The sequence below is a fragment of the Streptodolium elevatio genome, from assembly GCF_053592165.1.
The window spans coordinates 22,847-49,223 of the sequence record NZ_JBSFVE010000002.1 but is presented as its reverse complement, the minus strand read 5'-3'; the positions used below and the strand labels follow the sequence as shown (position 1 = coordinate 49,223).

Below are 26,377 nucleotides of genomic sequence, written 5' to 3'. Positions count from 1 at the left end.
GCCGCGGGCGTCGACGGTGATCTTCTGCGACAGGTCGCCCTTGGCGACCGCGGTGGTCACCTGGGCGATGTTGCGGACCTGGTCGGTGAGGTTCCCGGCCATGAAGTTCACCGAGTCCGTGAGTTCGCGCCACACCCCGCCCACCCCCGGGACCTGCGCCTGCCCGCCCAGCCGGCCCTCGCTGCCGACCTCGCGGGCGACCCGGGTGACCTCGTCGGCGAACGCGGAGAGCTGGTCGACCATCGTGTTGACGGTGTCCTTGAGCTCCAGGATCTCGCCGCGGGCGGGAACGTCGATCTTCTGCGACAGGTCGCCCTTCGCCACCGCGGTCGCCACCTGGGCGATGTCGCGGACCTGCATGGTGAGGTTGCCGGCCATCGCGTTGACCGAGTCGGTCAGGTCCGCCCAGGTTCCCGACACGCCCGGCACGTCGGCCTGGCCGCCGAGCGTCCCCTCGGTGCCGACCTCGCGGGCGACGCGGGTCACCTCGGAGGTGAACAGCGCGAGCTGGTCGACCATGCCGTTGAAGACGGTGGCGATCTCGCCCAGCAGGCCGCCCGCGTCGTCCGGCAGGCGGGTCCCGAAGTCGCCGTCGCGTACGGCCGTCAGCCCGGTCAGCAGCTGCCGCAACTCCGGCTCGCCGATCTTGCCGACCGCGCGCGGCGACCGCCCGCGCGCCCCGCCGCCGGACTCGGCACCCGGTTCGCCCGTCGTCGCCATGAGAACCTCGTTCCGCCGGTGATGGGGCGGGCTTCGATCCCGGTGGCAACGGGTGCTCCGGCCTAGGCCCGACGCCACATCATTGCCCGATGGCAAGAGAGTTCGGAAGGTATCACGCAGCCGGGCGGCGGTCCGACGCGTGGTCGGAGTCCGCGCGGAACCGGGACTGCTTCGCTGTTGCCCTTTGGCAACGGTAGAGTCTGGGCGTGGGATTCAGGCGAGACGACGCGACGTCGGGGACTGCGGGCTGCCGGACGCCCGGTGCGCCCCGCCGTTGTCGGTCTGCGCGTGCCCGGTGGCCTGCCGGAAGGCGAGTATGCCGGTGACCAGTGCAGCGCGGTCCGTCGCGCTCATGGCGGACAGTGCCGTGACCAGGTCGCGCGCGCGGCGCTCGCGGATGGCGGTCATCAGCGCCTCGCCCTCCGAGGTCAGCGCGAGGGTGACCTTCCGGCGGTTGTCGGAGTCCAGCTCGCGGCGCATCAGGCCCGCGGAGTCCATCCGATCGCACAGGCGGCTCGCGACGGACGAGACCGTGCCCATCTCCTGGGCGAGCCCGTGCAGCGAAACGCCGGGCGTTCGGGAGATGATCGTCAGAGCGCGCAACTGGGTGGGGGAGACCGTGGTGCCGAACGCCTCCTGAGCCCTGCCCCAGACCGTGATCAGTGACTCCAACGCCTCCGCCAGCAGCGCTGCGGCATCGTCGACGCCCACGACCGGTCCATAACCGGACGAAGGCTCACGTGGCGACTGCCGACTGTGCTGCCCGTACGCGTTGTCCATGATTCCCTTCACTCTCTCATGCCGCGTCGCGGGCAGGTACCGCGCGCCGGAAGGAAGAACCCCGGTGACAGCCGCCGACTGGCTCCTCGCACTCCACCGTGCCCTGCGTACGGCCCCTCCGCACTACGTCGCACATGTCCTTGCCCAGGTCCTGGAGGACCAGGCCGAAGTCAAGTCCTGCACCCTCCTGCTCGCCGACTACTCCGTCAGCGCCCTCCAGCCGTTCGGCCTGGAGCCGGGCGTCGAGACCGCGGTGCCCGTCGCGGGTACGGACGCCGGCCGGGCCTTCGTCTCCCAGGAGCCGGTGGTGGCCGGCGGCGCGGCGGACGACGAGGAGACCGTGTACCTGCCGGTCTCGGTCCGCGGTGACCGCCTCGGCGTCCTGGAGGTCGTCCAGCCCGGGAACGGAGGAGGGCTGTCGGTCGCCGACCTGTCGGAGGCCGCCGAGATGCTCGCCCACGAACTGTTCGCCGCCGACCCGAGCACCGACGTGTACCTCCAGGGCCGCCGCCTGCGCCGCCTCACCCTGGCCGCCGAGATGCAGTGGGAGCTGCTGCCGGGGCGTTCCTGCGAGCGTCCCGAGTTCGCCCTCGGCGCCCACCTCGAACCGGCGTACTCGGTACGCGGCGACAACTTCGACTGGTCCGTCGACGCGCGTACCCTCGCGGTCAGCGTCACCAACGGCATGGGCCACGGCGTCCCGGCGGCGACCCTGTCCGCCCTGGCGGTCGGAGCCCTGCGCAACGCCCGCCGCTCCGGCGCCGACGTGGCGCTCCAGGCCGAACTCGCCAGCCAGGCCGTCTGGTCGGCGCACACCGGCAGCGCCTACCTCGCCAGCGTCCTGTTGGAGATCGACCTCGCGACCGGCGACGTCGACGCCGTCGACGCGGGCTCCCCGATCGTGCTGCTGCTGCGCGACGGGCAGGTCGAACGGGTCACGCTGGAGGCGCAGTTCGCGCTGGGCGCGCTGGAGGACACCAGGTACAGGCCGGAACGCTTCACCCTGCAGCCCGGCGACCGCGTCGTGGTGGTCAGCGACAGCGTGCACGGCTTCCAGTCCCGGGCGGGGGAGCAGTTCGGCGAACGGCTGTTGGCCTCGGGGATCCGCAACAACCGGCTCCTCCCCGCCCCGGAAGCCGCCCGCGCGGTACTCCGCGATCTCGCGGCCTTCCGCGGCGACACCGAACTCGACGACGACGCCGTGAGCCTCTGCCTCGACTGGCGCGGCCGCCCGGACGAGGCGGCAACCGCCACCGCCTGACAACCGACGCCGGGCCCCGCCGCATCGACCGACCCCCTCACCCGGCTACGCCTCACGTACGCCCAGTTCCGCGCGAACTACGCCACGCTAAGCACGTTGGTCACCCACGGCTTGGCGACCGACCTGGATCGCCCCTCCTGGAGCGCGCCCCTGGACAACGCATCTCGATGACACAGACGCTTCGGTGCCTGTCTGCCGGGGTCGCCGGGGTCGGGCCACGTCGATCGCCGCACACGTGTGCGACCCGATGCGCCTGCCAGGGCGGAGAAGCGCTGGACAACGACTAAACGTTGCCGCGGCCTGAAGCACGGCAGTGTCCTGACCGCAGAAGCACGCTCCCTTCCGGACCAGTGCGCACGGGTGGCCTTGGACGCGCGACGTAACGACGCTGCGACCGTCACGGCGGTCCCGTTTCCCAGACACCCGGGCCTCGACGGTGCGCCGCGGCTTGGCGGTGGGGGCGTCAGCTTGCGAACTCCTCTGTGTGGGCTGCCGGTTCGGTTGGCTTGTCGTGCCGGGAGGCCAGGACCTCGAGTTCGTTGACGGCCTGGTCGGTGGCGTTCTCGGCGGCGATCGCCTCGGCCATGCGTTCGGCCGCGGCGCGGTAGGAGCGGTCGTTCAGGACCTGTTCGACGGCGCGGGCGATCTTGCGTGCCGGACTGCCCTTGCCCACGGTGACGCCGGCGCCCGCGAGTCGGACGTGCGACGCCACCTCGACCTGGTCGCGGCCGAGCGGCACGCAGACCATCGGGACCCCGGCGGCCAGCGACTTCACGGTCGTGCCGTGGCCGGCGTGCGTGACGGTCACGGCGGCGTGGCGGAGCGCGAGGCTGTGCGGTGCGGATGCGGTCACCCGGACGCTGGCGGGAGCGCGTACCGTCGCGGGGTCGACGGCGGGGCCGTCCGCGAGCGTCAAGCCCCCGGCCCATGCCGGGTACCTGCGTACGGTCGGTAGGGGCGTAGGGCGTGCTGTCGGGTCGGGTGCGTCGGGGGGCGTAACCGCTGGAGTTGCGTGGCCGGCGGCGGTGTCGCCCGCCGTGGTGGTTGCGGTGGCGTGGGAAGGCGTGACGGATCTACCTATCGCTCGATAGGTTCTGGTGTCCGCCGGGTCGGTCGGGTCCGAGTAGTGCGAGGCGTGCTGGGGGAGCGTCGTGTTCGTCGTGCAGCGCTGTGGCCACCCGCACGTGGGTGCGCCGCGTCGCGGCGCCGCCCGCCGGCTCGACGGAGTGTGCGGCCTTCGGATCCGCCCGGACCAAGCGAAAGGGACATGATGCGCGTCTTCGAGAACGTCGCCGCGGTGGCCGCCGCCAAGGGCGAACAGCTCGGTGTCAGCGAATGGTTGACCGTCGACCAGGACCGGATCGACCGGTTCGCCGACGCGACCGGCGACCACCAGTGGATCCACGTGGACGCCGAGCGCGCCGCGGCGGGCCCGTTCGGCACCACCATCGCGCACGGCTACCTGACGTTGTCCCTCATCCCGGCCCTCACCCAGCAGATGTTCACCGTGCAGGGGGTGCGGATGGGCGTGAACTACGGGACGGCCAAAGTACGTTTCCCCGCCCCGGTGCCCGTCGGCTCGCGGGTCCGCGACACCGCTGTGCTCCTCGACGTCGAAGAGGTGCCGCAGGGCGTCCGGCTGACGGTGCGGCACACCATCGAGATCGAGGGCGCGGCGAAGCCGGCCTGCGTCGCCGACACGCTGTCCCTGATCGTCCCCTGACCTCGCACCCCATTGGAGCCGACCGTGTCCACCGAACTGATCAACCGTCAGCTCCGGCTCGCCGCACGGCCCGTCGGCCTGCCCAAGCCGGACGACTGGGAGCTCACCGACGAACCCGTCCGGCAACCGGACGAGGGCCGTTTCCTGGTCCGCGTCTCGCACATCTCGCTCGACCCGGCGATGCGGGGGTGGATGAACGACGTCCGCTCGTACATCCCGCCGGTACGCATCGGCGACGTTATGCGCGCAGGTGCCGCCGGGCGGGTCGTCGCCTCGCGGCACGCCGACTTCCCGGTCGACACCTATGTGACCGGCGTGTTCGGGGCGCAGGAGTACGCGGATTCCGACGGCGCAGGAGTGCGCCGCGTCGATCCGGCCGTCGCGCCGCTGCCGACTCACCTCGGCACGCTCGGCATGACGGGCATGACCGCGTACTTCGGGCTCCTCGACATCGGTCTGCCGCAACCCGGCCAGACCGTCCTGGTCTCCGGCGCGGCCGGCGCGGTCGGCAGCGTGGTGGGTCAGATCGCGAGGATCAAGGGCTGCCGTACCGTCGGGATCGCCGGCGGCCCGGAGAAGTGCCGCCTGCTCGTCGAGGAGTTCGGCTACGACGCGGCCGTGGACTACAAGGCCGAGGGACTGGTCGCCGAGTTGCGCAAGCAGACCCCCGACGGTGTCGACGTGTTCTTCGACAACGTCGGCGGCGACATCCTGGACGCGGCGCTCGCCCGGCTGACCCGGGGCGCGCGGGTCGTGGTCTGCGGCGCGATCTCCCAGTACAACAGCACCGAGGCGGTACGCGGGCCGTCGAACTACCTCTCGCTGCTCGTCAACAGGGCCTCGATGACCGGCATGGTCGTCTTCGACTACGCGCACCGCTACGACCAGGCCACCGCCGAGATGGCCGGCTGGCTCGCCGACGGTTCGCTGCGCTCTCGCGAGGACGTCGTCGAGGGCGGCATCGAGGCGTTCCCCGAGACACTGCTGCGGCTGTTCTCCGGGGACAACATCGGCAAGCTCGTCCTGAAGATCGCCTGACGTTCGCCGGCCGCGCGGAAGACGCGAACCGCCTTTTCCGCGCGGCCGATCGGACGACCGGTTGTGGTGCTCTGGCTCTGCCGGTCCACCGTGCTCAGACCGCTCAGCCGGCCGGCGGGCTCAGTCGGCGAGGAGCTTGTCGGGGGTGAGCGGGAGGTCGCGCAGGCGTTTGCCCGTGGCGTGGAAGACGGCGTTCGCGACCGCCGCGGCGGACCCGACGACGCCGATCTCGCCGGCCCCGCGCGCACCGAGGTCGCTGATGTGCGGGTCGGGTGTGTCCACGAAGTGCACGGCCAGCTCCCCGATGTCGGCGTTGGTCGGGATGTGGTAGCCCGCGAAGTGCGGTTCCACGACGTGGCCGCGGAGCGGATCGACAACGGTGTGCTCCATGAGCGCCTGGGAGATCCCGAACGTCATGCCGCCGATGAGCTGACTGCGTGCGGTGCGGGGGTTAACGACGCGGCCGATGTCGAACACCCCGACCATGCGGCGCACGCGTACGGTGCCGGTGCCGGAGTCGACGGCCACCTCCGCGAAGTGGGCACCGAACGAGTGCACTGCGTAGGGAAGTTCCGACTCGGGTCGGTGGTGGCCGATGGCGGAGATCGAGGGAGCGCCGATGCGGTCGAGTTCGTCGGCGACGAGTTCGGGGCCCAGGACGATGTCCGCCAGCGGGCGTCGGTGCAGCGGCGAGTCGGGGTCGGCCACCGCGCGGGCCAGGAGGTCGTCGCGGACCGTCTCGCAGGCGCGGCGGACGGCCGGGCCGACGTAGGCCACCGTCTGCGAGCCGATCGACGCGGGTGCCTGCGGGTAGCCGGTGTCGCCGAGCCGCACCGTGACGCGGTCGAAGGGCAGTCCCAGCGCGTCCGCCGCGATCTGTCCGAGGACCGTGTACGTGCCCGTGCCGATGTCGTGCGAGGCGACGCTGACCACGGCGGTGCCGTCGGAGCGCAGTTCCGCCCGTGCGGCGGACTGGTTCTGGTCCATCTGGTGGGTCGCCGTCGCCATGCCTCTGCCGATGAGGAGGTCGCCTTCGCGGCGGCTGCCCGGCGCGGCGTCGTACGCATCCCAGCCGAAGCGTTCCGCGCCGATCCGGTAGCAATCGAGCAGATGCTTGCCGGACCAGGGGTGGCCCGAGGTCGGATCCGTGTCGGCATGGTTGCGGATGCGCAATTCGACGGGATCCAGGCCGAGTTCGTGGGCGAGTTCGTCGAGTGCGGATTCCAGGGCGAACGAGCCGGGGGCGCGTCCCGGTGCCCGTTGGAAGGTCGGCGGCGGCATGTCGAGGCGGGCGATGCGCTGGCGTACCGTGATGTTCGGGCAGGCGTACAGCATGGTGGTCACGCCGCCGGTGGACTCGACGACGTCCTCGCCCACCGAGGTGGGTGTGACCGAGTCGTGTCCGATGGCCGTCAGGGCCCCGTCGCGGCGGGCCGCGAGCACGAACTTCTGGCGCGTCGCCGGGCGGTTGCCGCACGAGGTGAACATCTGAGGGCGTGTCAGGGACAGGCGTACCGGGCGTCCGAGGTGCTTGGCCGCGGCGGCGGTCAGCAGTACGTGCGGCCAGACGGTGCCCTTGCTGCCGAACCCTCCGCCGACGAACTCCGAGATCACGCGTACGCGTTCGGGAGGCAGACGGAAGGCGGTGGCGAGGGCGGTACGCACCGCGCCGACGTCCTGCGTGGAGTCGTGCACCGTGAGGTCGCCGTCGTGGGACCAGTACGCGAGCGTGGCGCACGGCTCCATGGCATTCATGTGCTGCCCGGGGGTGCTGTATTGCGCGTCGATGCGGACGTCCGCGGCGGCGAGGCCAGCCGCGAAATCGCCGCGCACGATGTCGTCGCGCCCGGGAGGCGTGAGCGCCGACGCGTCGTCGACGCTGGTGCGCGGCGCTTCCTCGGCATAGTCGATGCGGAGCAACTCGGCTGCGGCTGTTGCCTGGACGAGCGTCCGGGCGACCACTACGGCCACGTGCTGGCCGTAGTGGTGGACCAGTTCGTCGGACAGAGGGGTGCGGGCGTCGCCCATCGGGCCATTGTCGGCCGAATAGAAGGAGGCGACCGGTGCCATGCGCAGCGGGCCGCCGGGAACGAACACCGCGAGCACGCCCGGCGCGGACTCCGCCGCGACGGTGTCCATGGCGGTGATGCGTCCCTTGGCGATGGTGCTCTGCACGAGCACCGCGTGTGCCAGGTCCGGCAGCCCGATGTCGGCGGTATAGCGGGCGGTGCCGGTGACCTTGGTCGGGCCGTCCGTGCGCAGGACGGCGGCGCCGATGGCAAGTGCGGTGCCTGCGGCACCGTTCGGGCTCTGAATCGGGGTCAGGCCCGGGGACGGCACCGGGTTCGGGGTCGGGCTGGGGTTGCCGTTGGGGTTGGGGTTGGAGGTCGCGTTCATGTGGGCTCCCCGGACAGCGGACCCGGCGCCGCCGGGGGCGGGGCATCGGGCAGCGTGGTGAGGGCGCGCGTCACAACGCGCCGGATCAGCTCGACCTTGTACGCGTTGTCGCGCAGGGGCCGAGCGCCCTCGGCCGCCGCGTCCGCCGCCCGGCCGAACACGGCCGGGCCGGGTGCGGACCCGACGAGCACGCGCTCCGCGGCTCGGGCGCGCCACGGGGTCGTCGCGACGCCGCCCAGGGCGACGCGTGCGTCCCGGATGGTGCCGTCGCGTACGTCGAGTCCCACCGCGGCCGAGGCGAGGGCGAAGGCGTACGACGCCCGCTCCCGCACCTTGACGTAGCACGAGTGTGCGCCTGCCGCCTCCAGCGGAATCGCGGCTCCGAGAATCAACTCGCCTGCCGCCAACTGTGTTTCGCGGTCGGGACGGTCGCCCGGCGGCAGATGGAACGCATCGGCGGGGACGACGCGAGCGCCGTTCGGCCCGGCGACGGAGACCTGCGCGTCGAGCGCGACCAGTGCGACGGCGAGATCGGACGGATGGGTGGCGATGCAGTGTTCGCTGGTGCCCAGCACCGCGTGGCCGTGGTGCGATCCGTCCATCGCCGCGCAACCAGCCCCGGGTTCCCGCTTGTTGCACGGCATCGCGATGTCCCTGAAGTAGCCGCACCGGGTCCGCTGCATCAGATTTCCGCCCAGTGTCGCCAGGTTGCGTAGCTGAGGCGACGCGCCCGACAGCAACGCCTGGGCCAGCATGGGCAGATGCCGTACGACGAGCGGGTGCGCGGCCAGGTCGCTGTTGGTGGCGAGGGCGCCCACGTGCAGCTTGTCGCCGTCGAGTTCGATGCCCCCCAGCGGCAGTGCTCCGATGTCGACGACGCGTTGCGGGGTCGCCACGCCGCACTTCATCAGGTCGACGAGGTTCGTGCCGCCGGCGATGTACGCGGCGTCGGGGCCGTGTTCGCGCCACAGCTGCGTCAGGTCGTGCGGCCGGGCGTACGTGAAGGATCGCACGGCGGCCTACCGTTCCCGCGTCGTGGTAGTGGTCGGGGCGGCCGCGGAGCCGGCCGTGCCCGCCGTGGCCGCGATCACCGCGTCCAGGATGTTCGGGTACGCCGCGCACCGGCACAGGTTGCCGCTCATCCATTCGCGGATCTCGTCCGGTCCGCCGGCATGTCCCTCGTCCGTCAGCGCGACCGCCGACATGATCTGACCCGGCGTGCAGAAGCCGCATTGGAATGCGTCGTGGTCCACGAATGCCTGCTGCATCGGATGCAGGGCGCCGTCCGGGCCGACCAGCCCTTCGATCGTGGTCACCTCACGGCCGCGGTGCATCACCGCGAAGGTCAGGCACGAAGTGACGCGTCGCCGGCCGAGCAGCACCGTGCAGGCGCCGCACTGGCCGAGGTCGCAGCCCTTCTTGGGGCCGGTGAGCCCGACGTGCTCGCGAAGTGCGTCCAGAAGGGTGACGCGGGGGTCGACGCGCATCGTGTGCGTCTCGCCGTTGACCCGCATTTCGACCTCGACCTCGACCTCGACGTCACCATCGACGTCGGCCGTTCCCTCACCCCCGTGTCGGGGCTGGGCCCAGGGTTCTTTCCCGAGCTCGTCCGTGGCCTCCGGCATGACAGGTCCCTCGCGCTCGACGACTTTCCGGGCGCTACCGGCCCGAAGTCGTCGCTGCTACCCCCGTACGGCACGAAATACTCCCGGGCGTACCCCCGGGGAGGCTCCAGGCCGGGAAGCTATTGCGCGGTTCCGAGCAGCGCCTTGCTGAGGAGCACCCGGATGTGGTCCGGGTCGGCTTGATGGTCGTCGAGGAGGATCGCCGTGCACAGGCCGTCGCACAGTGCGACGAAGGCCTGCACGGCATCGGGGTCGTCGTTCAGTGTCCGGGCGAGTTCCGCCACGTTCTCGCGCCAGCCCCGCGCCGCCGGGCGCAGGGCGGGACGGCGGGCCGCCAGTGTCGACAGTTCGCGTTCGGCGAGTGCTCGTTCGCGTTCCGGCCCGGCGGATTCGGCGATGAGCCGGGCGAGCCCGTCGAAAGGGTCGTCCTCGGTGTCGATCAGTCGGCGAATGCGGCGGGTGTACGTGTCGGTGATGCTGGTCAGGGCGGCGACCAGCAGGTCGTCGAGGGTGGCGAAGTAGTAGAGCGTGAGGCTGGTGGTGATGCCGGCCTCTTTGGCGACCGACCGATGGGTCACGCCGGCGGCTCCGTCGCGGCGGACGACCGTGAGCGTCGCCTCGATGATCTGGGCCCGGCGGCGCTGTCCGCGCAGGATGCGCCCATCGACCGTTGTGACCCGTTCTTCCGCCATCGCCCTCACCGATCATCATCGCGTACGCATGCCGAGGCTATCGGCTCCGTCCGGACGCGTTCACCGCCGCCCGGTTCCGCGCGTACCGGCACCGAAGCCGTCGTCGGCTTCGCCTCGGCTGCCGCTGTGCCGATCGGCGGGATGCGGCGCAGCGCCCGGAAGCTGACGACGGTTGCTGCGGCGATCACGGCACCCGCCGCGATCGCGGCGGTGTTGAGTCCGCTCGTGGACGCATCCTGCGCGTGCCGCAGGGCCGAGGGCGGCAGTTCGTCCGCCACGGATGTCGCGCCGAAGAGGCTGTCGCGATAGGGCTCGGCCACTTGGCGGGGCATCCCGGGCGGCGCCTCGACCGATGTCCGGTAGACCGCCGTGGCGAGGCTCCCCAGCAGTGCGACCCCGGCCGCGACGCCGAACTCCTGCACGGTCTCCGACAGTGCGGCGGCCGATCCCGACCTCTCCGCCGGGGCCGCTCCGACGACGATGTCGGTACCCAGCGCGGCCATGACCCCGAGGCCGAGGTACAGGAACGCGAAGGCCGAGACCACGGTCATTTTGCCGTCGGGCCCGACGAGGGCGAGGGAGGCGTACCCGACGAGGGACAGCGCGAGGGCGGAGCCCATGACGGCGCCGGGCGGGACACGAGTGGCGATCAGGGGTGCCCCGATGCCCCCTATCAGCATGGCCAGCGCCGGCGGCCCCATCCACAGGCCCGCTGCGGTGGGCGAAAGTCCTTCGACGAGCTGCAGGTGCTGCGTGACCAGGAGCATCATGCCGCCGAACCCGACCAGGCCGACCAGCAGGACCGACAGCGCGGCGGAGAAGGCCCGGTCGGCGAAGAGCCGCATGTCCAGCAGTGGTTCCTCCAGGCGCAGTTGGCGGCGGACGAACGCGACCGCCGAGCCGCCGCCGAGCAGGACGGCGGTCAGCGCCCGGGCGTCGATGCCGTGCGCGGCGGCGTGCTTGACCGCGTACACCGTCGGAAGCACCGCCGCCAGGGACAGCGCGACGCTGACCAGGTCGGGCCTACCGGCGTCGGTACGGAACTCCGGCAGCAGCCTCGGCGCCGCGATCAGCACCACCGCGCTGACGGGAACCGCGATCAGGAAGGCCGCGCCCCACCAGAAGCCGCCGGTCAGGACACCGCCGACGACAGGCCCGGCCGCCATCCCCAGCGCGAACATGGTGGCCCATGCGCCGATCGCCAACGCCCGCTGCCGGGCGTCGGCGAACATGTCGCCGATCAGCGCCAGGGTGGACGGCATCAGCGTGGCTCCGGCCACTCCCAGCAGGGCCCGCGCCACGATCAGCCAGAGCGCGCCGGGGGCGAACGCGGCCAGGACCGAGGCAGCCCCGAAGGCGGCCGTGCCGATCATCAGCAGGCGGCGGCGCCCGAACCGGTCGCCGAGCGTCCCCATGGTGATCAGGAAACCCGCGATGAGGAATCCGTAGATATCCATGATCCACAGCGTTTCCGCCGTGGTGGGCCGCAGGTCGGCGGCCAGGCTCGGCACCACGAGGTACAGCGCCGTCACGTCGAGCCCCAGCAACGCGGTCGGCAACGCCAGCACCGCGAAGCCGGCCCACTCCCGTCGTCCGGCACGCGCCGGCGGTTCGTCGTGCATCGCACACCCCAAGTACTTGAACGAATGTACAAGTTGTACCATCGTTCAAGTTGATGTGCGAACCCGCCGAATCGGGGTCAGGAGATTTCCAGGTCGTCCCAGGCGACCTGGGTGCACATGCGGTGGAAGTCCGGGCCGTACCAGGGCGCGTTCACCTGGAGCCGCCCGAACTCGTTGACGTAGTAGTTCTTTTCCGGCGCCCCGTAGTCCTGGAGGAGCAGAAGTTTGCTCGACTCGGCATCAAGTGCCTTGTTGTACCGCTCGTACGCATCGAGGGTCACTTCCACGCTCGACGCCTCGTCCTCGAGCAGCCGCACCACGAGCCGGCCCACGTACGACGCCCAGATGACGTACCACATCGGCAGGCTTGTGCCACCGGACAGTGGCTGGGAGTTGGGGCCGTACAGGACGAACATGTTCGGGAAGTTCGGGACCATCATCCCGAGGTAGGCCCGCGGCCCGTCCGATGCCCAGAACTCCTGGACGTCGAGGCCTTCCCTGCCCGTGTACCGGGCCGGCCACAGGTACTTGACGACGTCGAAGCCGGTCGCGGTGACGATGAGGTCCACGTCGTGGACGACCCCGTCGGCGGTCTCGACACCGGATTCGGTGAGGCGCGTGATCGGCTCGGTGACGAGGTCGACGTTGTCGCTCGTCAGCGCCCGGTACCAACCGTTGTCCACGACGGGGCGGCGGGAGAACGGCGCGTAGTCGGGTACCAGCCGGTCGACGAGGTCCTGCCGGCCCTCGGTCTGTGCCTTGATGTACGCGGTGAGGTCGTCGCGGAGCTTGTCGCTCATCGGATTGAACGTGCCGCCGCCGGCCTGCCATTCCTCGTCCGGGACGAGGAACCCGTGGGTGCCGAACAGTCCCGCGACGGACATGTAGCGCCACCAGTGCCAGTAGCCGGGGAAGCTGTCGAGCAGCCAGCGAACCTCGGTCTCGACCTCGGCGCCGTACTTCTCGCGCGGGCTGATCCACTGCGGCGTGCGCTGGAAGACGTAGACGTGCTCGGCCTTCTCGGCGATCGGCGACACCATCTGCACGCCGGTCGACCCGTTGCCGATCACCGCGACGCGCTTCCCGGTCGCGTCGAGGTCGTGGGGCCACTGCGACGGGTGGACCACCTGCCCGCCGAAGCCGTCCTGGCCCTCGAACCGCGGCAATCGCGGGTTGGTGAAGGTGCCGAGCGCGTTGACCAGGATGTTCGCTTCCACCGTCTCGGCGCCGTCGGGCGAGGTCACGTCGAGCTGCCACAGATTGCGGGACTCGTCGAACGTCGCGCTTTGCAGCGTGTGCCCGAAGCGGGTGTTCGCGAGGACGCCGTACTTCTTCGCTATGTGTTCGAGGTACGCGCGCACTTCCGGCCCCTGCGCGTAGTACTCGGTCCACGGGTGGTTCTTCTCGAAGCTGAACTCGTAGGTGATGGACGCGGTGTCGACGCGGATGCCCGGGTAGCGGTTGATGCTCCACGTGCCGCCCGGCTCCGGCTGCCGGTCCAGCACGAGGTACGGGATCCCCAGGAGCTCGAACTGGATGCCCATCGCCAACCCGCTGAACCCGCTGCCTATGACGACGGCCTTGAAGCCCTCGGGCAGTTCGGGCCGCGTTTTCGACCACTGGGCGTACCACGGAAAGGGCCGGAAGGCCGGTATGTCGCGGCGCGCCTCGAATTCGAGGTCGCTCATCTCCTCGCCTGTCGCCATGTCCATCAGCGCACGCAGTTCCGTCGGCGACGGCTCCTCGGGCATACCCGGACCCGCGTTCACCTCGAGCCAGTCGACCGCCTTGGTGACGAGGACTTCGCGGTCCCGCTCGGTCAGCTTCGCGGCCACCGGCAGCGCCGCCAACTCGGGGTCGTGGGTCTGCTGGTACAGCGCGACGCGTACGGCGTTGAGGTCGCCGAGCTCGACGGCTCGGCGGATGAACGCGCGGTCGACGGTCGTCTCCATTGCGCCTCTTCCTGTGGTTCGTGCGGTTCATGCGGTTCGTGCGACGGCCACGGATGCGGGGTTGCCGTGGTTGCCTTGGGGTTCCTCGGGTGCTTCCGCACGGTCAGCGCGGGGCCAGTTCCATGTCCGGCAGCGGATACGGGAACTTCACCGAGACGCCGCCGTCGACGGTGAGCACCTGGCCGGAGACGTAGCGGGCCAGGTCGGAGGCGAGGAAGAGCAGTGGTCCGGCGATGTCCGCAGGCAGGGCCACGTCCCGTATCGGCGCGTTTTCGGCATTCGCGGCGCGGCCGGGTTCGCCGAGGTACGCGGAGACCCGCGGCGTCCACACGACGCCCGGCGCGACGGCGTTCACCCGGATGCCGGACGGGCCGAGCTCGACGGCCGAGGAGCGGACCAGGGAGATCAACGCCGCCTTCGCGGCCCCGTACGCCGCATGCATCGGCGCCCCGGTGAGGCCGGAGACAGAGGCCACGAAGGTGAAGGTGCCGCCGCCGTGCCGCGCCATGTGCGCCCCGCCGAGTTGGAGGGCCAGAACGGCGTGGCGCAGCACGATGTTCTGGTGCCACTCCCAGTCCTCGTCGGTGCAGTCCAGCAACTGCTGGTACTTGCTCATACCGATGATGTCGACCACGGCGTGCACGCGTCCCAGGCGCGACTGTGCCTCGTCCCACAGGGCCGTCATGTCGGTCCTCGAACTGGCGTCGCCTGCCCAGGCGGTCCCACCCACCTCGGCGGCGACGTCGTGGGCCAGGTCCGCGTCCAGGTCGACGGCGAGCACGCGGGCCCCGGCTTGGGCCAGCGAGTGGCAGGCCTGGCGCCCGATGCCCTGCCCTGCGCCCAGCACGAGGACCCCTTGGCCGTCGAGGCGCAAACGGCCCGGATAGTCCGGGACTTCGGTGTCATCGGTGCGGGACATGGATCTCCTCGGAGCGATGGTCGGCGGGCGGCAGCGGAACGGCTTCGGCTTCGGCTGCCACGCGAGCCCGTCCCTCGGCGGAACTCCGACGGAGTTCCGCCGGCGTTCCGGCGGGGGACGAGGCGCGAGGTCTGGGTGGGTGACGTGCGGCATCGCCGCCTCGGCAGGTCGAGCCTGGGCGAGACGAAGAGCCGTCGATATTGGTATTTTGATATTTCAAATAATCTTTTGAAATCCGAACACTCAGAATTCTGCGCAGGTCGGCACGGCAGTTGCAAGGGGTGGCGCCCTGACCTGGGCGCGAACGGCCGGCGCCGGCCCTCGGCGCCGTCGGCGCGGGCCGCCCGCGTGCTCTTCATCCGGCCGAAACCGGGCGCTCCGCGGTCGGGGAGCGTACGTTCGGCGTCAGTTCGTAGGTCGGATCGCGATCGCCCGGTTCTGGAGGCTGACGTAGTTGCGGGCATCTTCCGGGACGGTGGCGTCGTCGTACAGGCCGCGGCGGCAGACCGGGTCATGCGAGCCGATGGTGATCGACCAGGGGGGAGGTCAGTACACCGGGTACCCGAGGAGCAGCGTCCAGTGGGGGACACCGGCGGCGTCGATGTACACCGCGACGCCGACGCGCGTCCAGTGCGGGTCCAGGATGTTCGCCCGGTGTTGCGGGCTGCGCATCCACAGCTGCAGTACAGCCGCGGGGGTGTCCTGACCGATGGCCAGGTTGGCACCGCCGATCCCGGCGAACCGCGGCTGGTCGCCGGAACCTCGCGGCCTGTGGTCCCGGTCCCGATCCCAGTCCCATCGGTTGCGGGGATCAGGACGGGAGTCCTCTGTGCATCTCGGCGGTGGCACGGCCCTGCCCCGACTCACCGCGCCCGCAAGCCGCACCAGTTCGGCATCCGTCCTGAGGACTGGGACTCCGGCGGCAGCGCGCTGCTCGTCGACCATGCGCAGCAGGGCGCTCTCGTACGCCGACTCTGCCGGTAGCGGCGCCGGGGCGTCCCGGATTTGCGAGTTGCCCGGACTCGGGGTCTTGGCGGGTTGTGCGACGGAGACCTTCGTCGGTTCGGGGCGGCCGGTGGGGCTGTCAGTGGGACTGTCGGCGGGCGGGGATGCTTGAGCGGTGGGCGGCGCTTCTCCTTGCGGCTGCGGCTGCGGCTGCGGCTGGGGTTGCGGTTGCTGCGGCGGGGCCGTGGGCGCGGGCGAACCGGCTCGGACGGTCGGCTCATGGGACGCGGGCGCGTCCGATGCCACGGAGGCAGTCGGCTGGGACGCGCTGCGCGAAACGGACGCCGGAGTGAACCCACCCCTGGCAGGTGCCGGTTCGGCACGCTGTGGTGCGGTCACCTGCTCGACGGCCGCGACACTGACACCCATGGCCAGCACGCTCACGCTCGCGACGCATGCCACACTCCGGCGCGCGCCGAGCGGTGCCGCTCCGGTTTGCGGCCACGCCGGACGCCGATGACGTCCGGCTCTGCCCCGACGGCCGTGCTCTCCCATGTTCGGTCCTTCCTGAGGTCTCAAGTGCCGTTCGCCACACGCGTCTTCGACACGTGTCAGGTTCGCGGCCGGTTGACGGCCGCCGCCTACCCGCCGTTGACAGGTGCCCCGGGTGAGGGCGTACCGGCTTCCAGGAGGCAGGCGACGCGCGGAACCGCGGCCGGCTTTCGGTGCCGACGGTGTGGCGGCCCGGTGTCCACGACGGTGCCCGGCACGGTGATCGTGGGCGGGTTCCAAGGGCTGCTTCGCTGCGAGTCGCGGGTGTTGCGGGTGTCCTGGCTATTCCGGCTGTCCAGGGCGTCGCGCGAGTCGCGGACGCCGCGAAGGCTGCCGTCGCAATCGTTGGCGTCCTCTCCTCGCCGGGACGACCACGAGACGGGCCGGGCCTGGGCGGTTGCGCTGTTCGCGGCGCGAGACGCGGGTGGTCGCCGAGGGGCGGAGTCGGCTGCCGGATGCGTCAAGTCGTCGGCCGGTCGGAGCAGCAGCCGGTCGGCCAGCGTCGTGGCGCGCCCGCACTCCTCGGCGAGTTGCCGCAGGATGCGGTTGGCCTCGGGCCACAGCACCCCCGCCGGGTCTTCGGCGAGACGCGTCAGGACCTGCGCCATCTGGCTGAGCGGGGCGCGTAGTTCGTGATCGAGGACGGCGGCGAGCCGGTCGCGTCGCGCCGCGGCGGCGTACGCCGCGGACTGGTCGGTGAAGGCCACGATCGCGCCGACGACACGGCCTTCGTCCGTCACCGGCACGGTGCTGAGCTCGACCGGGTGCCACGTGTCGTCTCTGCCCCAGAGAACGGCCCCTGTGTTGTGGTGGCTGCGTCCTGACCGCAGGGTGTCGGACAGCGTCGACTCGTCTGGCGGGAGGGACTTGCCGTCCGCGGCGGAGTGCATTGCCAGAGACAGGAGTTCGCGACCGTACAGCTCGCCCGCCGACCGTCCGAGCAAGCGCGCTGCCGCCGGGTTGGCGAGCATGATCCGGCCGAACGCGTCCACGGCGACGATGCCTTCGGAGACGGCGTACAAGATCAACTCGGTCTGCCGCTGGACGCGTTGGCATGCGCGCTCCGCGGCGAGCCGCAACGTCAGATCGGTGATGGTGACCATCAGGAAGCCGCGGTCTTCGTGGACCGGGCCGTGTGCGGCGTACGTTGCTGCCGGAACCGCGGAGGACGCCGGCTCGTGGTCCACATCGGCCCGGCGCACCACCCGGATTGCGACTTCGGCCGTGAACTCGAAGCCGTCCGTGCACCGGACGGCCATGGGTATCGGCTGGTCGTCCTGACCGTCGTTCTGCCTGTTGTTCTGCCGGTCGTCGCCGGCTGTGCCACCGGGAGTGCGGGCGAGGTCGAACTGCGGGAGGACGTCGAGAACTCCGCGTCCCAGCAAGTGAGTTGTCGGCGCCTGGAGAACTTCGACGGCGGCTGTGTTGGTGCCGACGATGGTGCCGTTGACGTCCACAAGCAGGACCGGCTGAGGAATCGCGTCGACAATGCGCGGCAGCTGTACGGCGCGACGGGCGGGCGCATCGCCCGCCACGGCTGGGACGGGCTCGGTGGTAGGCGACGGCACCGCCCCGGGCGGGACGTACGGCTGCCTGAGGGCAAGTTCTGTGTAGTTCACGGTGACGCCAATCTCGGAGTCGGAGGCGAGGTCGGTGCCGGATGCGTGGTGCCGTGAGCGGGACGGGACGGGCGGGGCGGCCTCGGCCGCCCCGCCCGGTTGCTCGTCGTCGGCATCGACGGGCTGTCACGCCCGGCGGCGCCGCCGGGCGATTGCGAGGACAGCCGCGCCGCCTACGAGTACGGCTGCCGCGGCGACGGCGAGCATGGTCGTGTCCGACCCGCCGGTCTCGGCCAGCGACGAGCCGTCTCCCGGTGTGCCTGGTGCGCCCGACGCCGGCGGTACGGCGCCGGGGGGCTGCGTGGACGGTGTCGGGTGTCCGGGAGAACTGGGCGGGTTCGGGTGGGCGGGATGTGGGGGCGTACCCGGTCGGGCAGGCGTACCCGGCTGGCTGGGTTGCGGGAGCGGCGTGGTCGGAGGGAGGGGGCCGGGCTTCGGCCGGCAGGCGAACGCGGGCCTGCCGTTCCAGGGGTAGTTGTGGCTCTCGTTGCCGGTCCCGTGCATTTTCACGTTCCCGCCGACGTACAGACGCCCGTTGGTACTCGCCGTCAGGTCCACCGAAGCGTGCGGGGCGAGGATCGACCCGATGAAGTTGCCGCCGCCCGACAGGGTCAGCGACGTGCTCTCGCGGAAGTTGTACAGGATCCGCGACGCGGCCGGACCGTATTCTGGGGAAGAATAAGTGTCGACGCGGTTGCCGTTGAATTCCACGGAGAGCGGCGAAATGGAGACGGCCCGGCTGCCGGTCACATTTATCAGGACCGAGGAATTTTCCGGAACATCCTCGAAAGCGAACGTCGACGTACCGTCCAGCTCTGCCGCGGATGTCGAGAACACCTGGATGTTTCCGATGCTCGCAGCGGTGCTCTTGAACGTCACCGTCGTGCCGGTGCGTACCGCGGTCCCGGTCGGTTCGAGCGCGCCGAGGGACGCGGACTCGGTGCGCAGCGTCCCGTCGAAGCCGCCATGCGGATCGATCGCCTTGGCGGCCCCCATGCGCGAGGGACTGGCGCCGCCATTGGTCACCAGCTCGCCGGCTGCGTCCAAGGAACCGCCCACCTGCACGGAACCCCCGTACCCAGGGCCCGCCGTCAGACCCGAACCGACGTCGAGTCTCGTTCCCTCGGCGATCGACAGGTCGCCACCGACGGCGAGCATCACGCTGCCGGAGGTCGGCAAAATACCCGAACCGGCGCCCACCCGGCCGACGTTGAAAACCCCGGCGGGACTCTTTGCGAAGGTGGCCCGCCCGTTCACCACCAGGAGTCCCTCGGCCTCCGCGGCCCCGCCGTCCACCGTGTAGTCGCCGCCCGCGTAAAGCGCCACATTGTTGTCCGTGAAACGCGGAGAATGCCCGATCCCCGGCATATTCTCGATGGTCGGACAGGACGCCGAACGGCCGTCCGCCTTCTCCGCATAACCAGGTCCTGCGCCGACCAGGCCGAGAGCGGCGGCGGTGGCGAGCACGACGCCCGGTCGCGTCATTATTATTCCGTTGATTCCCACAGTGCGGAAGATTAGCAGCGCGTCCGGCGGGACGACTTATCGAATCCCGGACGCATGATTAATATTGGCCTAGCGGCAACTTAAGGGACACTCAAGGAATCCGCGCTCCGTGCGGGAATCGTCCCGCAAGCAGACTCCGACACCCCAAACCCGATCCCCCCGGCGACCGAGGGCACGGCCCCAGGCCGCCCGGACGAGGCTCAGTCGGGCCGTGCCTGCGCTCACCGTCGCCGCTTTTCTCCAAGCCTTTCTGGAGGCTCCTCAATACGTTGTGGAGCGCTGAGTTCCGCCGACGGGGCCAAGCCGGTTCCACCGAACGGCGGGGCACAGGCAGGTAGTTCGCGCGACCGGGCGCTTGGCTTCGCACGGCTGGGCCGACCACCTGACACGTCGGCCGACCGTGCCGAACAACCTTGCCGCCACGACCGATTCGACAGACCGGAGATATGACGCCCGTGACGATTCGACCGAAGTTCCGGACCGGGACCGCCGCCGCTGCGCTCCTGGCGGCCCTGTCCCTGACGTGGATCGCGCCGTCCGCCCAGGCAGACGCCCCCGCCGCTTCCGCTGCCTTCGTCCCGTCCGGTTCGGATTGCGGATGGCACACGGAACGGTTTGGCGTCTACGAAGAGGCCCACTACCGGCACTGCACGAACGAGCCGTACTCGGTGCGGATCACCATCCTCTACGGCAACGGAACCAACGGCGGCACCTGCGTCAATCCCAACGTCGACCTCGTCCTCGGGCCCTACGGACCGTTCGGTGTGATCTACGCCTACTACAACGGCAGTCTGTGCTGACGACCTGATGGTCACCTGCACAGCGCGCACCGCTCCCGCGAACTGCGGGTGCCGTCGCCGACTGGCGTGACCGTGGTCGGCCGGTCGGCCGGCCGGCCACGGTCATCCGGGCGTGCTCTCCCGGACGTACAGTTCCACCGGGTTGAATCCCGCCGGGTCCGGGGTGCGCGGGGGGACGCGGTGCAGCCCGGCGGCGCGCATGGTGGCCCTGACCGGGCCGCCGTCGATGTACTTGTCGTGGATTTCCAGGACGATGCGGTCCACGCGCCGCATCCACGGCTGGGGTTCGGCGAAGACGTCGGCCTCGCTGCCCTCGACGTCGACCTTGAGCAGGTCGACGTGGTCGATGCCGTGGTCGTCCAACAGCTTCTCGACGGTGGTCGCGGCCACCGTCCGGTCCGGTCGGGCGAGGAGGTTCTCGAGCCGGTGGGGGCGGGTGCGGCGCAGTTCGTGCACCGCGGGCACCGCGGTGCAGGTGTCCCAGAACGCGCTGACCGCGAACTCCAGGTCGCCTTCCCGGCCGCTGACCGCGCGCTCGTCGATGTCCCAGGTCGTGCCGGACAGTTCGGCGTTGCGGCGCAGCACCGCGCGGCTCTCCGCGATGGGTTCGACGGTGAGCAGGCGGCACGGGCGGTAGCGGGCGGTCAGGTAGGCGGCCGCAAGCCCGGTGTTGCCCCCGAGGTCGACGATCGTGTCCAGGGTGCCGATGTCGCGGGGCAGCGCGTACGCGGCGTGCAGTTCGTAGAAGCGGCGCAGGAAGATCTGCCACAGGATCAGCAGGTCGCTCTGGTTCTTGCGTACGCATACGCGCACGCGGTCGCGCGGTGTGGCCAACGTGAACCGGACCAGTCCGTCGTCGTCCAGCGGACGTCCGGCCGCGCCGAGCAGGCGGCGGGCCATCCAGTACGGCGCCCGCACCCGGCTGGTGCCGGTCCCGAGCCGGGCGGCGGTACCCATGTCCCGCAGCGCCCCGACGGCTTCGCGCGTCAGCACGCGTGGCCAGCCGACGGCGAAGGCGCGGTCGGCATCTGAACGGAGATAGGCAAGCGGCATCGGCACCAACCCCTCGCAGCGAACCGACCGGTACAACAAACTATCGAGTTGCCAACGGGAGGATGCGGGGACACACCGGGCGTTCCCCGGCTTCACCCACTCGCCCCACCCACTCGCCCCACCCAGACCGGCGGCCGCGGCCGGGCGGCGCCGACCGCGGCAGTGTGTGAGCGTGAGGGTGTCGGGCCCTGGTCCGTGCGCGCTCAGCCCGGGCCGTCGGGGTGGGCGAGGTCGTAGGCGCGGGAGAGCTTGGCGGGGACGACCATGCGCCAAGCCTCGACGACCAGTTCGCGGGCCTCGGTCGGCTCCAGCGCCGCCAGTGCCGCGTGCACCCAGTTGAAGCGCATGTCGGACGCCGACGGCAACTGGAACTTGTGCGGGGCGCCCGCGACGAGGTCGGCCCGCTCCTCCTTGGGGAACGCGAAGCCCATCACCGTCTCGTCGAGGGAGAAGGCCACGTAGACGATCTGCCCGACGCGGAACTTCAGCCTGCCGCGTACGTACACCGGGTACGAGCGCTCCAACTCGGTGCCCAGCGCCTGGACGTCCTCGGTCACCGCCATGCTCGGCACCCCTTGGGTCACGGGCGGGACGGGTCGGCTTGTCCGTACGTCATCGGTGGGCCGTCCAGTACCCGCATCGCCTGCTCGGTCCTGTACACAGCCATCCTCTCCGCAAACACGTGCACAAGGTGGACTGCGGCGGCCGCACGGACTCATCGGTCCCCACGAGCGCGTCAGTGGCGGGCGTTGTCGTCCGCGGCACGCATGCGGAGTAGTTGGAGGGCGTGGTGGGACGGGCTGTCCGGGGCGGCGCTGTGCATCATCAGGACGTGGCCGGAGCCGTCGGCAAGGGCGACGTTCTCCTGTTCCAGTTCGAGGTCGCCGACTTCAGGGTGCCGGAGGCGGCGCGTGCCGTAGCCGTGAGACGCGACCGGATGGCCCGCCCACAGTTCGGCGAACCGGTCGCTGCGTACCGCGAGGTCGCCGACGAGGGCCGACAGGCCCGGGTCGCCGGGGTGTTCGCCGGTCGCGATGCGCAGCGTCGCGACCGCGCATGAGGCGATCCCGTCGAGGTCCCGGTGCAGCGCGCGGTGATGCTCGTCGAGGAACAGCATCGAGACGAGATGCGGCCGGTCCGCCTCGCGATCCGGCGCCGTCGGGTCGAGGTGGCCGGCGAGGAGCTGGTGTCCCAACGTGTTCCAGGCCAGGATTTCGGTGCGGATGCCGAGGAGGAGCGTCGGAACGTCGTCGAGCGCCGCCAGCAGCTGCCGGGTCCCCGGCCGTACGGTTGTCGAAAGCGGTCGGCTGCGGGCCGCGGGCGGTGCCGCGGCGGCGATCCGGTGCAGGTGAGCGCGCTCTGCATCGGTCAGTCGCAGCGCGTCGGCGAGCGAGTCGAGGACCGAGCGGGACGCCTGGTGGCTCTGGCCCTGCTCGAGCCGCGTGTAGTACGTGGCGCTCACCCCCGCGAGTTGCGCCAACTCCTCGCGGCGCAGCCCGGGGACCCGCCGTTCTCCGTACGACCTGATCCCCACGTCGGACGGCGTCAGTCGGCCCCGTCGGGTTCGCAGGAAGTCGCCGAGAGTGGTGCTGCTCGTACCCATGCCTGCCATGGTGCAACGCCGGCGCGGATTGCGGCTGCCCCTGAGAGGGCTAGGCAGCGGCTGCCCACGCACGCGCGGGCGTGGTCGGCCGCCGTGGGTGCTGTGCAGGCTGGTCGCGGATCGTGGCAGGCGGGCTGCCCGGGATGCGGGCGCCCATGGCGAGCTCGGGAGCGGACATGGCTGCATTGACGGGCAGGACGGCGCTGGTGACGGGTGCGTCGCGGGGGATCGGCAGGGCGATCGCCGAACGGCTGGCGAGCGAAGGGGCGGCGGTGGCGGTGCACTACGGCCGCAACAGGGCCGCGGCGGACGCGGTCGTCGATGGCATCCGTACCGCGGGCGGCGAAGCCTTCGCGGTAGGTGCGGAGTTGGGTGTGGACGGGGATGTCGACGCGCTGTTCGCGGGCCTTGCGGCGGGACTCGGCGGCCGGCCGCTGGACATTCTCGTGAACAATGCCGCGGTCATCGACTACGACGCCACCGTCGAGAAGACCACTCCCGCCCAGTTCGACCGGCTCTTCGCGGTCAACGTGCGCGCTCCCCTGCTGGTCACACAGCGCGCGCTCGGCCTGATGCGGAACGGCGGCCGCATCGTCAACGTGTCGTCCGGCGCCACGTGGTTCGCGGTGCCCGAGATCGTGTACGCGATGACGAAGGGCGCGCTCAACGTCTTCACCCGATCGCTCGCCCGGACCCAAGGTGCTCGGGGCATCACCGTCAACACCGTCTCACCCGGGATCACCGATACCGACATGAACCCATGGCTCCGGGAAGCCGGCGGCGCCGACGGCGTCGCCGCCATGACCGCCCTGGGCCGCGCGGGCCTCCCCGACGAGATCGGCGACGCCGTCGCGTTCTTCGCCTCCGACGACGCTCGGTGGATCACCGGCCAAAACCTGGACGTCAATGGTGGACTGCTCCTGGGTCCGCCCTCGCCCCCGCCCGCCGTCTGACGGCGGCGGAAGCGTCGGCCACCGCCGCTTCGTGCGGCGGTTCGCGCGAAGGATCGGCCCCGCCGCCGGCGGCTGGGCGCGGTGGCTCAGCGCTGTTCGCTCAACCGGTTGAGCCTGGCGTCGAGTTCGGTCTCCTCGCGGATCTCGTCGACCGACGCGGACAGCGCGACGATCAGCAGCGTGACGACGGTGAACAAGGACACGCCGGTCACGACCGGGGCGAGGAACTGGGACGCCGCGACGCCGTGCACGGACTGCGACGAACCGCCCCCTTCGACGCTGATCGCGGCCATGCCTGTGTAGTGCATCCCGCTCACCGCGACACCCATGATCACCGAGGCGCCCGCGACCGCCGCGGGGCCGCGTACGTTGAGCGCCGCCCAGAGCGCGGCGGTCGCCGCGACGACCGCGATGACGATCGAGGCCGCGACGACGGGCGCGGAGTACTCGATGTCCGCCGACATGTTGATGCCGGCCATGCCGACGTAGTGCATGCCGGCCACACCGGCGCCGGTGAGCACGCCGCCGAGCAGGAGCCCCGCCGTACCGGCGCGCGGACGTCCGGCGATGGCCATGCCGACACCGACGACCACGATGGCCAGGAACAGGCTCGCGACGGTGAGGAGGACGTCGTAGCGGATCTCGGTCCCCTTGACGGCGAAGCCGAGCATGCCGACGAAGTGCATCCCCCAGATGGCCGTGCCGCCGAGGGCGACGGACGCGAGGACGAACCAGCGGGTACGTGCCGCGCCGCGCACCGCCTGGGCGCGTGACGCACAGGTCAGGCACAGCGCCGATCCCACGCAGGAGAGAGCGAACGCGATTCCGGGCGTGAGGGCCCCGTGCGAGAAGTGGTCTATCTGGCCCATCGCGGGCCTTTCTGAAGAGCGCGGGCGAGCGCCCGCGACGAAGAGGACTCGAAACTCGGACAACGAAGATCAAGTCGGACGGCATGCCGATGGTAGGGCCGACAGTGGAGGTGCGGAATGAAACTTTCCGTTTCTGTTCAGGTAACGGCCTTTCACCACAGGGGACGACCAACGTCAGAGGCCGCCGGACAGCCGACACGTGTCGTACGACACACCTCACGAGGCAGTCCCGCGGCCCGGGAAGCGCCTGCGGACAGGCAGCGAAGCGCCGTTGCCCGACGGCGCCCGATGGCAGCTCGAACACGCCGCGGCCGACCACGGCGTGCAGCTCAGCGGCGACGCGCTCGACATCGCGCTGCGGCACACGCATGACGTCGTGGGAGACGTCCCGATCGTCGTCAGCGAGAACGGCATCGCGACCGTCGACGACGGGCGGCGCATCGCGTACACGTCGGCCGCGCCGGCCGTCCTGTACGACGCCGTGCGGAGTGGCATCGACGTACGCGGCGGCTCGGGCAGGTCGCCCTGGCGAACGCCGGCTGAGCCGAGGCGAGGGCTCGTGCCTATGTCCGGGCGGGCAGGTGGGTGAAGCGGTACTGCGTGGTCGAGCGGTGGACCCGGCCGGGTCGCAGGACGGGCGACGGGTACGTCGGCCGGTTGGGTGCGTCGGGGAAATTCTGGGTCTCCAGGCACACGGCCGCGTGCCGCCCGAAAGGGGCGCCGAGCGCGTTGGACGTGTAGACCTGGAGCCCCGGTTCGGTCGTCCAGACCTCGAACGCCCGCCCGGACCGCGGTCCTTGGAGGTACGCGGCGCGCCGCAGGCCGATTCCGTCGCGGAGGACGAAGCAGTGGTCGATGCCGTTCACCGCCGTGACCTGGGGGTGAGCGGACTGTGTCCGGCCGCCGAGTGCGACGCCTGTCGGCGGACCGTTCCCTGAGGGGAGAGACATGGGCGTGGACTGGAGGGTGGGCGCGAAGTCGAACGGTGTGCCTCGCACGCTCGCCGGTTCGTCGTAGGGGATTCCGCCCGCGTCGATCGGCAGATAGGCGTCGGCGTCCACACGCAGCCAGTGTCCGAGCACGTCGCCTTCGGCCGACCGCCCATCGAGGTTCCAGTACGCATGTTGCGTGAGGTTGACGACAGTTGGGCGGTCGGTCGTCGCGCGGTAGTCGACCGCCAGCGTCCCGTCGGCGTCGAGGGTGTAGGTCGCCTCGACGTCGAGCACGCCCGGAAAGCCCATGTCCAGGTGCGGACTTCGCAGCCGCAGCCGTACGCCGGCGCGCCGTCCGTCGGCGAAGCCCGCGCCTGTCCACACCCGCCGGTGGAACCCGTCCGGCCCCCCGTGCAGTGTGTGCCCGCGATCGTTGGTCGGCAGCACGTACCGAACCCCGTCGAGCTCGAACCCGCCGTGCGCGATGCGGTTCGCGTAGCGGCCGACGACCGCGCCGAGGTACGCGTCGTCCGCCGCGTAGTCGGGCACGCTCGGCAGCCCGAGCACGACGTTCCCGGGCCGCCCCGCGCGGTCGGGGACGCGGCACGACTGGAGGACCGCCCCGAAGGACAACACCGCGGCTTCGACGCCCGACGGAGAGGCGAGCGTCCAGCGGTGCACGGGAGTGCCGTCCGGGGCGGTACCGAAACGTTCCCGACGCACCGTCGGCGCGGCCACGGGCAGAGGGAAGGCGTCGAAGCCACCCGGTTCCTCGGGCCCGGCGGCCTGTGCCGCGTCGACGGGTACCTCGTCTTC

24 protein-coding genes are annotated in these 26,377 nt (G+C 71.0%); 6 read left to right on the top strand and 18 right to left on the bottom strand.

The genetic code is table 11. The features are described 5' to 3' along the window. Together ACWD12_RS04305 and ACWD12_RS04300 are read right to left on the bottom strand one after the other, a co-directional pair. A partial coding sequence (locus ACWD12_RS04305) for a HAMP domain-containing protein (RefSeq protein WP_450098252.1) occupies positions 1 to 720 on the bottom strand: 720 nt, incomplete at its 3' end. 213 nt (positions 721 to 933) lie between these two features. Beyond that, the gene (locus tag ACWD12_RS04300; protein ID WP_450098251.1) at positions 934 to 1,500 is read right to left on the bottom strand and encodes a MarR family winged helix-turn-helix transcriptional regulator; all 567 of its coding nucleotides are present in this window, start codon (positions 1,498 to 1,500) and stop codon (positions 934 to 936) included. A 64-nt stretch (positions 1,501 to 1,564) separates the two neighbouring features. On the opposite strand from ACWD12_RS04300, the gene ACWD12_RS04295 reads away from it, so the two are divergent. After that, positions 1,565 to 2,761, top strand: a complete 1,197-nt coding sequence (locus tag ACWD12_RS04295; protein WP_450098250.1) for a PP2C family protein-serine/threonine phosphatase — start codon at positions 1,565 to 1,567, stop codon at positions 2,759 to 2,761. A gap of 463 nt (positions 2,762 to 3,224) precedes the next feature. Here ACWD12_RS04295 and ACWD12_RS04290 read toward each other — a convergent pair whose 3' ends face one another. Further along, the gene (locus ACWD12_RS04290) at positions 3,225 to 3,677 is read right to left on the bottom strand and encodes a glycosyltransferase (RefSeq protein ID WP_450098249.1); all 453 of its coding nucleotides are present in this window, start codon (positions 3,675 to 3,677) and stop codon (positions 3,225 to 3,227) included. Positions 3,678 to 4,031: 354 nt separating this feature from the next. On the opposite strand from ACWD12_RS04290, the gene ACWD12_RS04285 reads away from it, so the two are divergent. Together ACWD12_RS04285 and ACWD12_RS04280 are read left to right on the top strand one after the other, a co-directional pair. Continuing rightward, positions 4,032 to 4,484: a MaoC family dehydratase gene (locus ACWD12_RS04285; RefSeq protein WP_358356607.1), complete on the top strand. Its 453-nt coding sequence runs from the start codon at positions 4,032 to 4,034 to the stop codon at positions 4,482 to 4,484. Between the two features lie 24 nt (positions 4,485 to 4,508). Beyond that, entirely contained in the window at positions 4,509 to 5,522 is a 1,014-nt protein-coding gene (locus ACWD12_RS04280) for an NADP-dependent oxidoreductase (protein ID WP_450098248.1), read from the top strand. A gap of 120 nt (positions 5,523 to 5,642) precedes the next feature. Here the strand turns inward: ACWD12_RS04280 and ACWD12_RS04275 are convergent, their stop codons facing one another. The 10 genes from ACWD12_RS04275 to ACWD12_RS04230 form a co-directional block, all read right to left on the bottom strand. Continuing rightward, a complete protein-coding gene (locus ACWD12_RS04275) occupies positions 5,643 to 7,919 on the bottom strand; it encodes a xanthine dehydrogenase family protein molybdopterin-binding subunit (RefSeq protein WP_450098247.1) in 2,277 nt (758 codons plus the stop codon). Then, positions 7,916 to 8,932 carry an FAD binding domain-containing protein gene (locus ACWD12_RS04270; RefSeq protein WP_450098246.1) on the bottom strand — a complete coding sequence of 339 codons (1,017 nt, stop codon included), beginning with the start codon at positions 8,930 to 8,932 and terminating at the stop codon, positions 7,916 to 7,918. The genes ACWD12_RS04275 and ACWD12_RS04270 overlap by 4 nt, the downstream gene beginning before the upstream one ends. Positions 8,933 to 8,938: 6 nt before the next feature. Then, on the bottom strand, positions 8,939 to 9,544 hold the full coding sequence (locus tag ACWD12_RS04265; protein ID WP_450098245.1) for a (2Fe-2S)-binding protein: 606 nt from the start codon (positions 9,542 to 9,544) through the stop codon (positions 8,939 to 8,941). 119 nt (positions 9,545 to 9,663) lie between these two features. Continuing rightward, positions 9,664 to 10,236, bottom strand: coding sequence for a TetR/AcrR family transcriptional regulator (locus ACWD12_RS04260; RefSeq protein ID WP_450098244.1), 573 nt, complete (start codon positions 10,234 to 10,236; stop codon positions 9,664 to 9,666). 5 nt (positions 10,237 to 10,241) lie between these two features. After that, complete coding sequence (locus ACWD12_RS04255; RefSeq protein WP_450098243.1) at positions 10,242 to 11,858, bottom strand: MFS transporter; 1,617 nt, start codon at positions 11,856 to 11,858, stop codon at positions 10,242 to 10,244. Between the two features lie 77 nt (positions 11,859 to 11,935). Continuing rightward, positions 11,936 to 13,810, bottom strand: coding sequence for a flavin-containing monooxygenase (locus ACWD12_RS04250; protein WP_450098242.1), 1,875 nt, complete (start codon positions 13,808 to 13,810; stop codon positions 11,936 to 11,938). Positions 13,811 to 13,913: 103 nt separating this feature from the next. Beyond that, positions 13,914 to 14,729, bottom strand: a complete 816-nt coding sequence (locus ACWD12_RS04245) for an SDR family NAD(P)-dependent oxidoreductase (RefSeq protein WP_450098241.1) — start codon at positions 14,727 to 14,729, stop codon at positions 13,914 to 13,916. 546 nt (positions 14,730 to 15,275) lie between these two features. After that, positions 15,276 to 15,674: a CAP domain-containing protein gene (locus ACWD12_RS04240; protein WP_450098240.1), complete on the bottom strand. Its 399-nt coding sequence runs from the start codon at positions 15,672 to 15,674 to the stop codon at positions 15,276 to 15,278. A 641-nt stretch (positions 15,675 to 16,315) separates the two neighbouring features. Next, a complete protein-coding gene (locus tag ACWD12_RS04235; RefSeq protein ID WP_450098239.1) occupies positions 16,316 to 17,845 on the bottom strand; it encodes a PAS domain-containing protein in 1,530 nt (509 codons plus the stop codon). A gap of 126 nt (positions 17,846 to 17,971) precedes the next feature. Beyond that, positions 17,972 to 19,351: a choice-of-anchor A family protein gene (locus ACWD12_RS04230; RefSeq protein WP_450098238.1), complete on the bottom strand. Its 1,380-nt coding sequence runs from the start codon at positions 19,349 to 19,351 to the stop codon at positions 17,972 to 17,974. Positions 19,352 to 19,806: 455 nt separating this feature from the next. Here ACWD12_RS04230 and ACWD12_RS04225 point away from each other — a divergent pair, with 455 nt between their 5' ends. Beyond that, positions 19,807 to 20,151: a DUF6355 family natural product biosynthesis protein gene (locus tag ACWD12_RS04225; RefSeq protein WP_358356553.1), complete on the top strand. Its 345-nt coding sequence runs from the start codon at positions 19,807 to 19,809 to the stop codon at positions 20,149 to 20,151. 102 nt (positions 20,152 to 20,253) lie between these two features. Here ACWD12_RS04225 and ACWD12_RS04220 read toward each other — a convergent pair whose 3' ends face one another. The 3 genes from ACWD12_RS04220 to ACWD12_RS04210 form a co-directional block, all read right to left on the bottom strand. Then, on the bottom strand, positions 20,254 to 21,204 hold the full coding sequence (locus ACWD12_RS04220; RefSeq protein WP_450098237.1) for an FkbM family methyltransferase: 951 nt from the start codon (positions 21,202 to 21,204) through the stop codon (positions 20,254 to 20,256). Between the two features lie 203 nt (positions 21,205 to 21,407). Then, entirely contained in the window at positions 21,408 to 21,767 is a 360-nt protein-coding gene (locus tag ACWD12_RS04215; protein ID WP_450098236.1) for an MmcQ/YjbR family DNA-binding protein, read from the bottom strand. Between the two features lie 173 nt (positions 21,768 to 21,940). Beyond that, the gene (locus ACWD12_RS04210; RefSeq protein ID WP_450098235.1) at positions 21,941 to 22,807 is read right to left on the bottom strand and encodes a helix-turn-helix transcriptional regulator; all 867 of its coding nucleotides are present in this window, start codon (positions 22,805 to 22,807) and stop codon (positions 21,941 to 21,943) included. A 176-nt stretch (positions 22,808 to 22,983) separates the two neighbouring features. On the opposite strand from ACWD12_RS04210, the gene ACWD12_RS04205 reads away from it, so the two are divergent. Continuing rightward, the gene (locus ACWD12_RS04205; RefSeq protein ID WP_450098234.1) at positions 22,984 to 23,760 is read left to right on the top strand and encodes an SDR family NAD(P)-dependent oxidoreductase; all 777 of its coding nucleotides are present in this window, start codon (positions 22,984 to 22,986) and stop codon (positions 23,758 to 23,760) included. A gap of 86 nt (positions 23,761 to 23,846) precedes the next feature. Here the strand turns inward: ACWD12_RS04205 and ACWD12_RS04200 are convergent, their stop codons facing one another. Continuing rightward, positions 23,847 to 24,629, bottom strand: coding sequence for an MHYT domain-containing protein (locus ACWD12_RS04200; RefSeq protein WP_450098233.1), 783 nt, complete (start codon positions 24,627 to 24,629; stop codon positions 23,847 to 23,849). Positions 24,630 to 24,900: 271 nt separating this feature from the next. Here ACWD12_RS04200 and ACWD12_RS04195 point away from each other — a divergent pair, with 271 nt between their 5' ends. Continuing rightward, positions 24,901 to 25,218, top strand: coding sequence for a hypothetical protein (locus tag ACWD12_RS04195; protein WP_450098771.1), 318 nt, complete (start codon positions 24,901 to 24,903; stop codon positions 25,216 to 25,218). Here the strand turns inward: ACWD12_RS04195 and ACWD12_RS04190 are convergent. Then, positions 25,193 to 26,299: an aldose epimerase family protein gene (locus tag ACWD12_RS04190; RefSeq protein WP_450098739.1), complete on the bottom strand. Its 1,107-nt coding sequence runs from the start codon at positions 26,297 to 26,299 to the stop codon at positions 25,193 to 25,195. The genes ACWD12_RS04195 and ACWD12_RS04190 overlap by 26 nt on opposite strands. Between the last annotated feature and the right edge of the window lie 78 nt (positions 26,300 to 26,377).

Bases quoted from the DNA above. Each gene is read 5' to 3' on its own strand.
- ACWD12_RS04275 (WP_450098247.1), bottom strand. From the start codon at position 7,919: ATGAACGCGACCTCCAACCCCAACCCCAACGGCAACCCCAGCCCGACC.
- ACWD12_RS04285 (WP_358356607.1), top strand. From the start codon at position 4,032: ATGCGCGTCTTCGAGAACGTCGCCGCGGTGGCCGCCGCCAAGGGCGAA.
- ACWD12_RS04240 (WP_450098240.1), bottom strand. From the start codon at position 15,674: ATGGTCGACGAGCAGCGCGCTGCCGCCGGAGTCCCAGTCCTCAGGACG.
- ACWD12_RS04250 (WP_450098242.1), bottom strand. From the start codon at position 13,810: ATGGAGACGACCGTCGACCGCGCGTTCATCCGCCGAGCCGTCGAGCTC.
- ACWD12_RS04265 (WP_450098245.1), bottom strand. From the start codon at position 9,544: ATGCCGGAGGCCACGGACGAGCTCGGGAAAGAACCCTGGGCCCAGCCC.
- ACWD12_RS04245 (WP_450098241.1), bottom strand. From the start codon at position 14,729: ATGTCCCGCACCGATGACACCGAAGTCCCGGACTATCCGGGCCGTTTG.
- ACWD12_RS04210 (WP_450098235.1), bottom strand. From the start codon at position 22,807: ATGGGTACGAGCAGCACCACTCTCGGCGACTTCCTGCGAACCCGACGG.
- ACWD12_RS04255 (WP_450098243.1), bottom strand. From the start codon at position 11,858: ATGCACGACGAACCGCCGGCGCGTGCCGGACGACGGGAGTGGGCCGGC.
- ACWD12_RS04260 (WP_450098244.1), bottom strand. From the start codon at position 10,236: ATGGCGGAAGAACGGGTCACAACGGTCGATGGGCGCATCCTGCGCGGA.
- ACWD12_RS04300 (WP_450098251.1), bottom strand. From the start codon at position 1,500: ATGGACAACGCGTACGGGCAGCACAGTCGGCAGTCGCCACGTGAGCCT.
- ACWD12_RS04220 (WP_450098237.1), bottom strand. From the start codon at position 21,204: ATGCCGCTTGCCTATCTCCGTTCAGATGCCGACCGCGCCTTCGCCGTC.
- ACWD12_RS04205 (WP_450098234.1), top strand. From the start codon at position 22,984: ATGGCTGCATTGACGGGCAGGACGGCGCTGGTGACGGGTGCGTCGCGG.
- ACWD12_RS04200 (WP_450098233.1), bottom strand. From the start codon at position 24,629: ATGGGCCAGATAGACCACTTCTCGCACGGGGCCCTCACGCCCGGAATC.
- ACWD12_RS04215 (WP_450098236.1), bottom strand. From the start codon at position 21,767: ATGGCGGTGACCGAGGACGTCCAGGCGCTGGGCACCGAGTTGGAGCGC.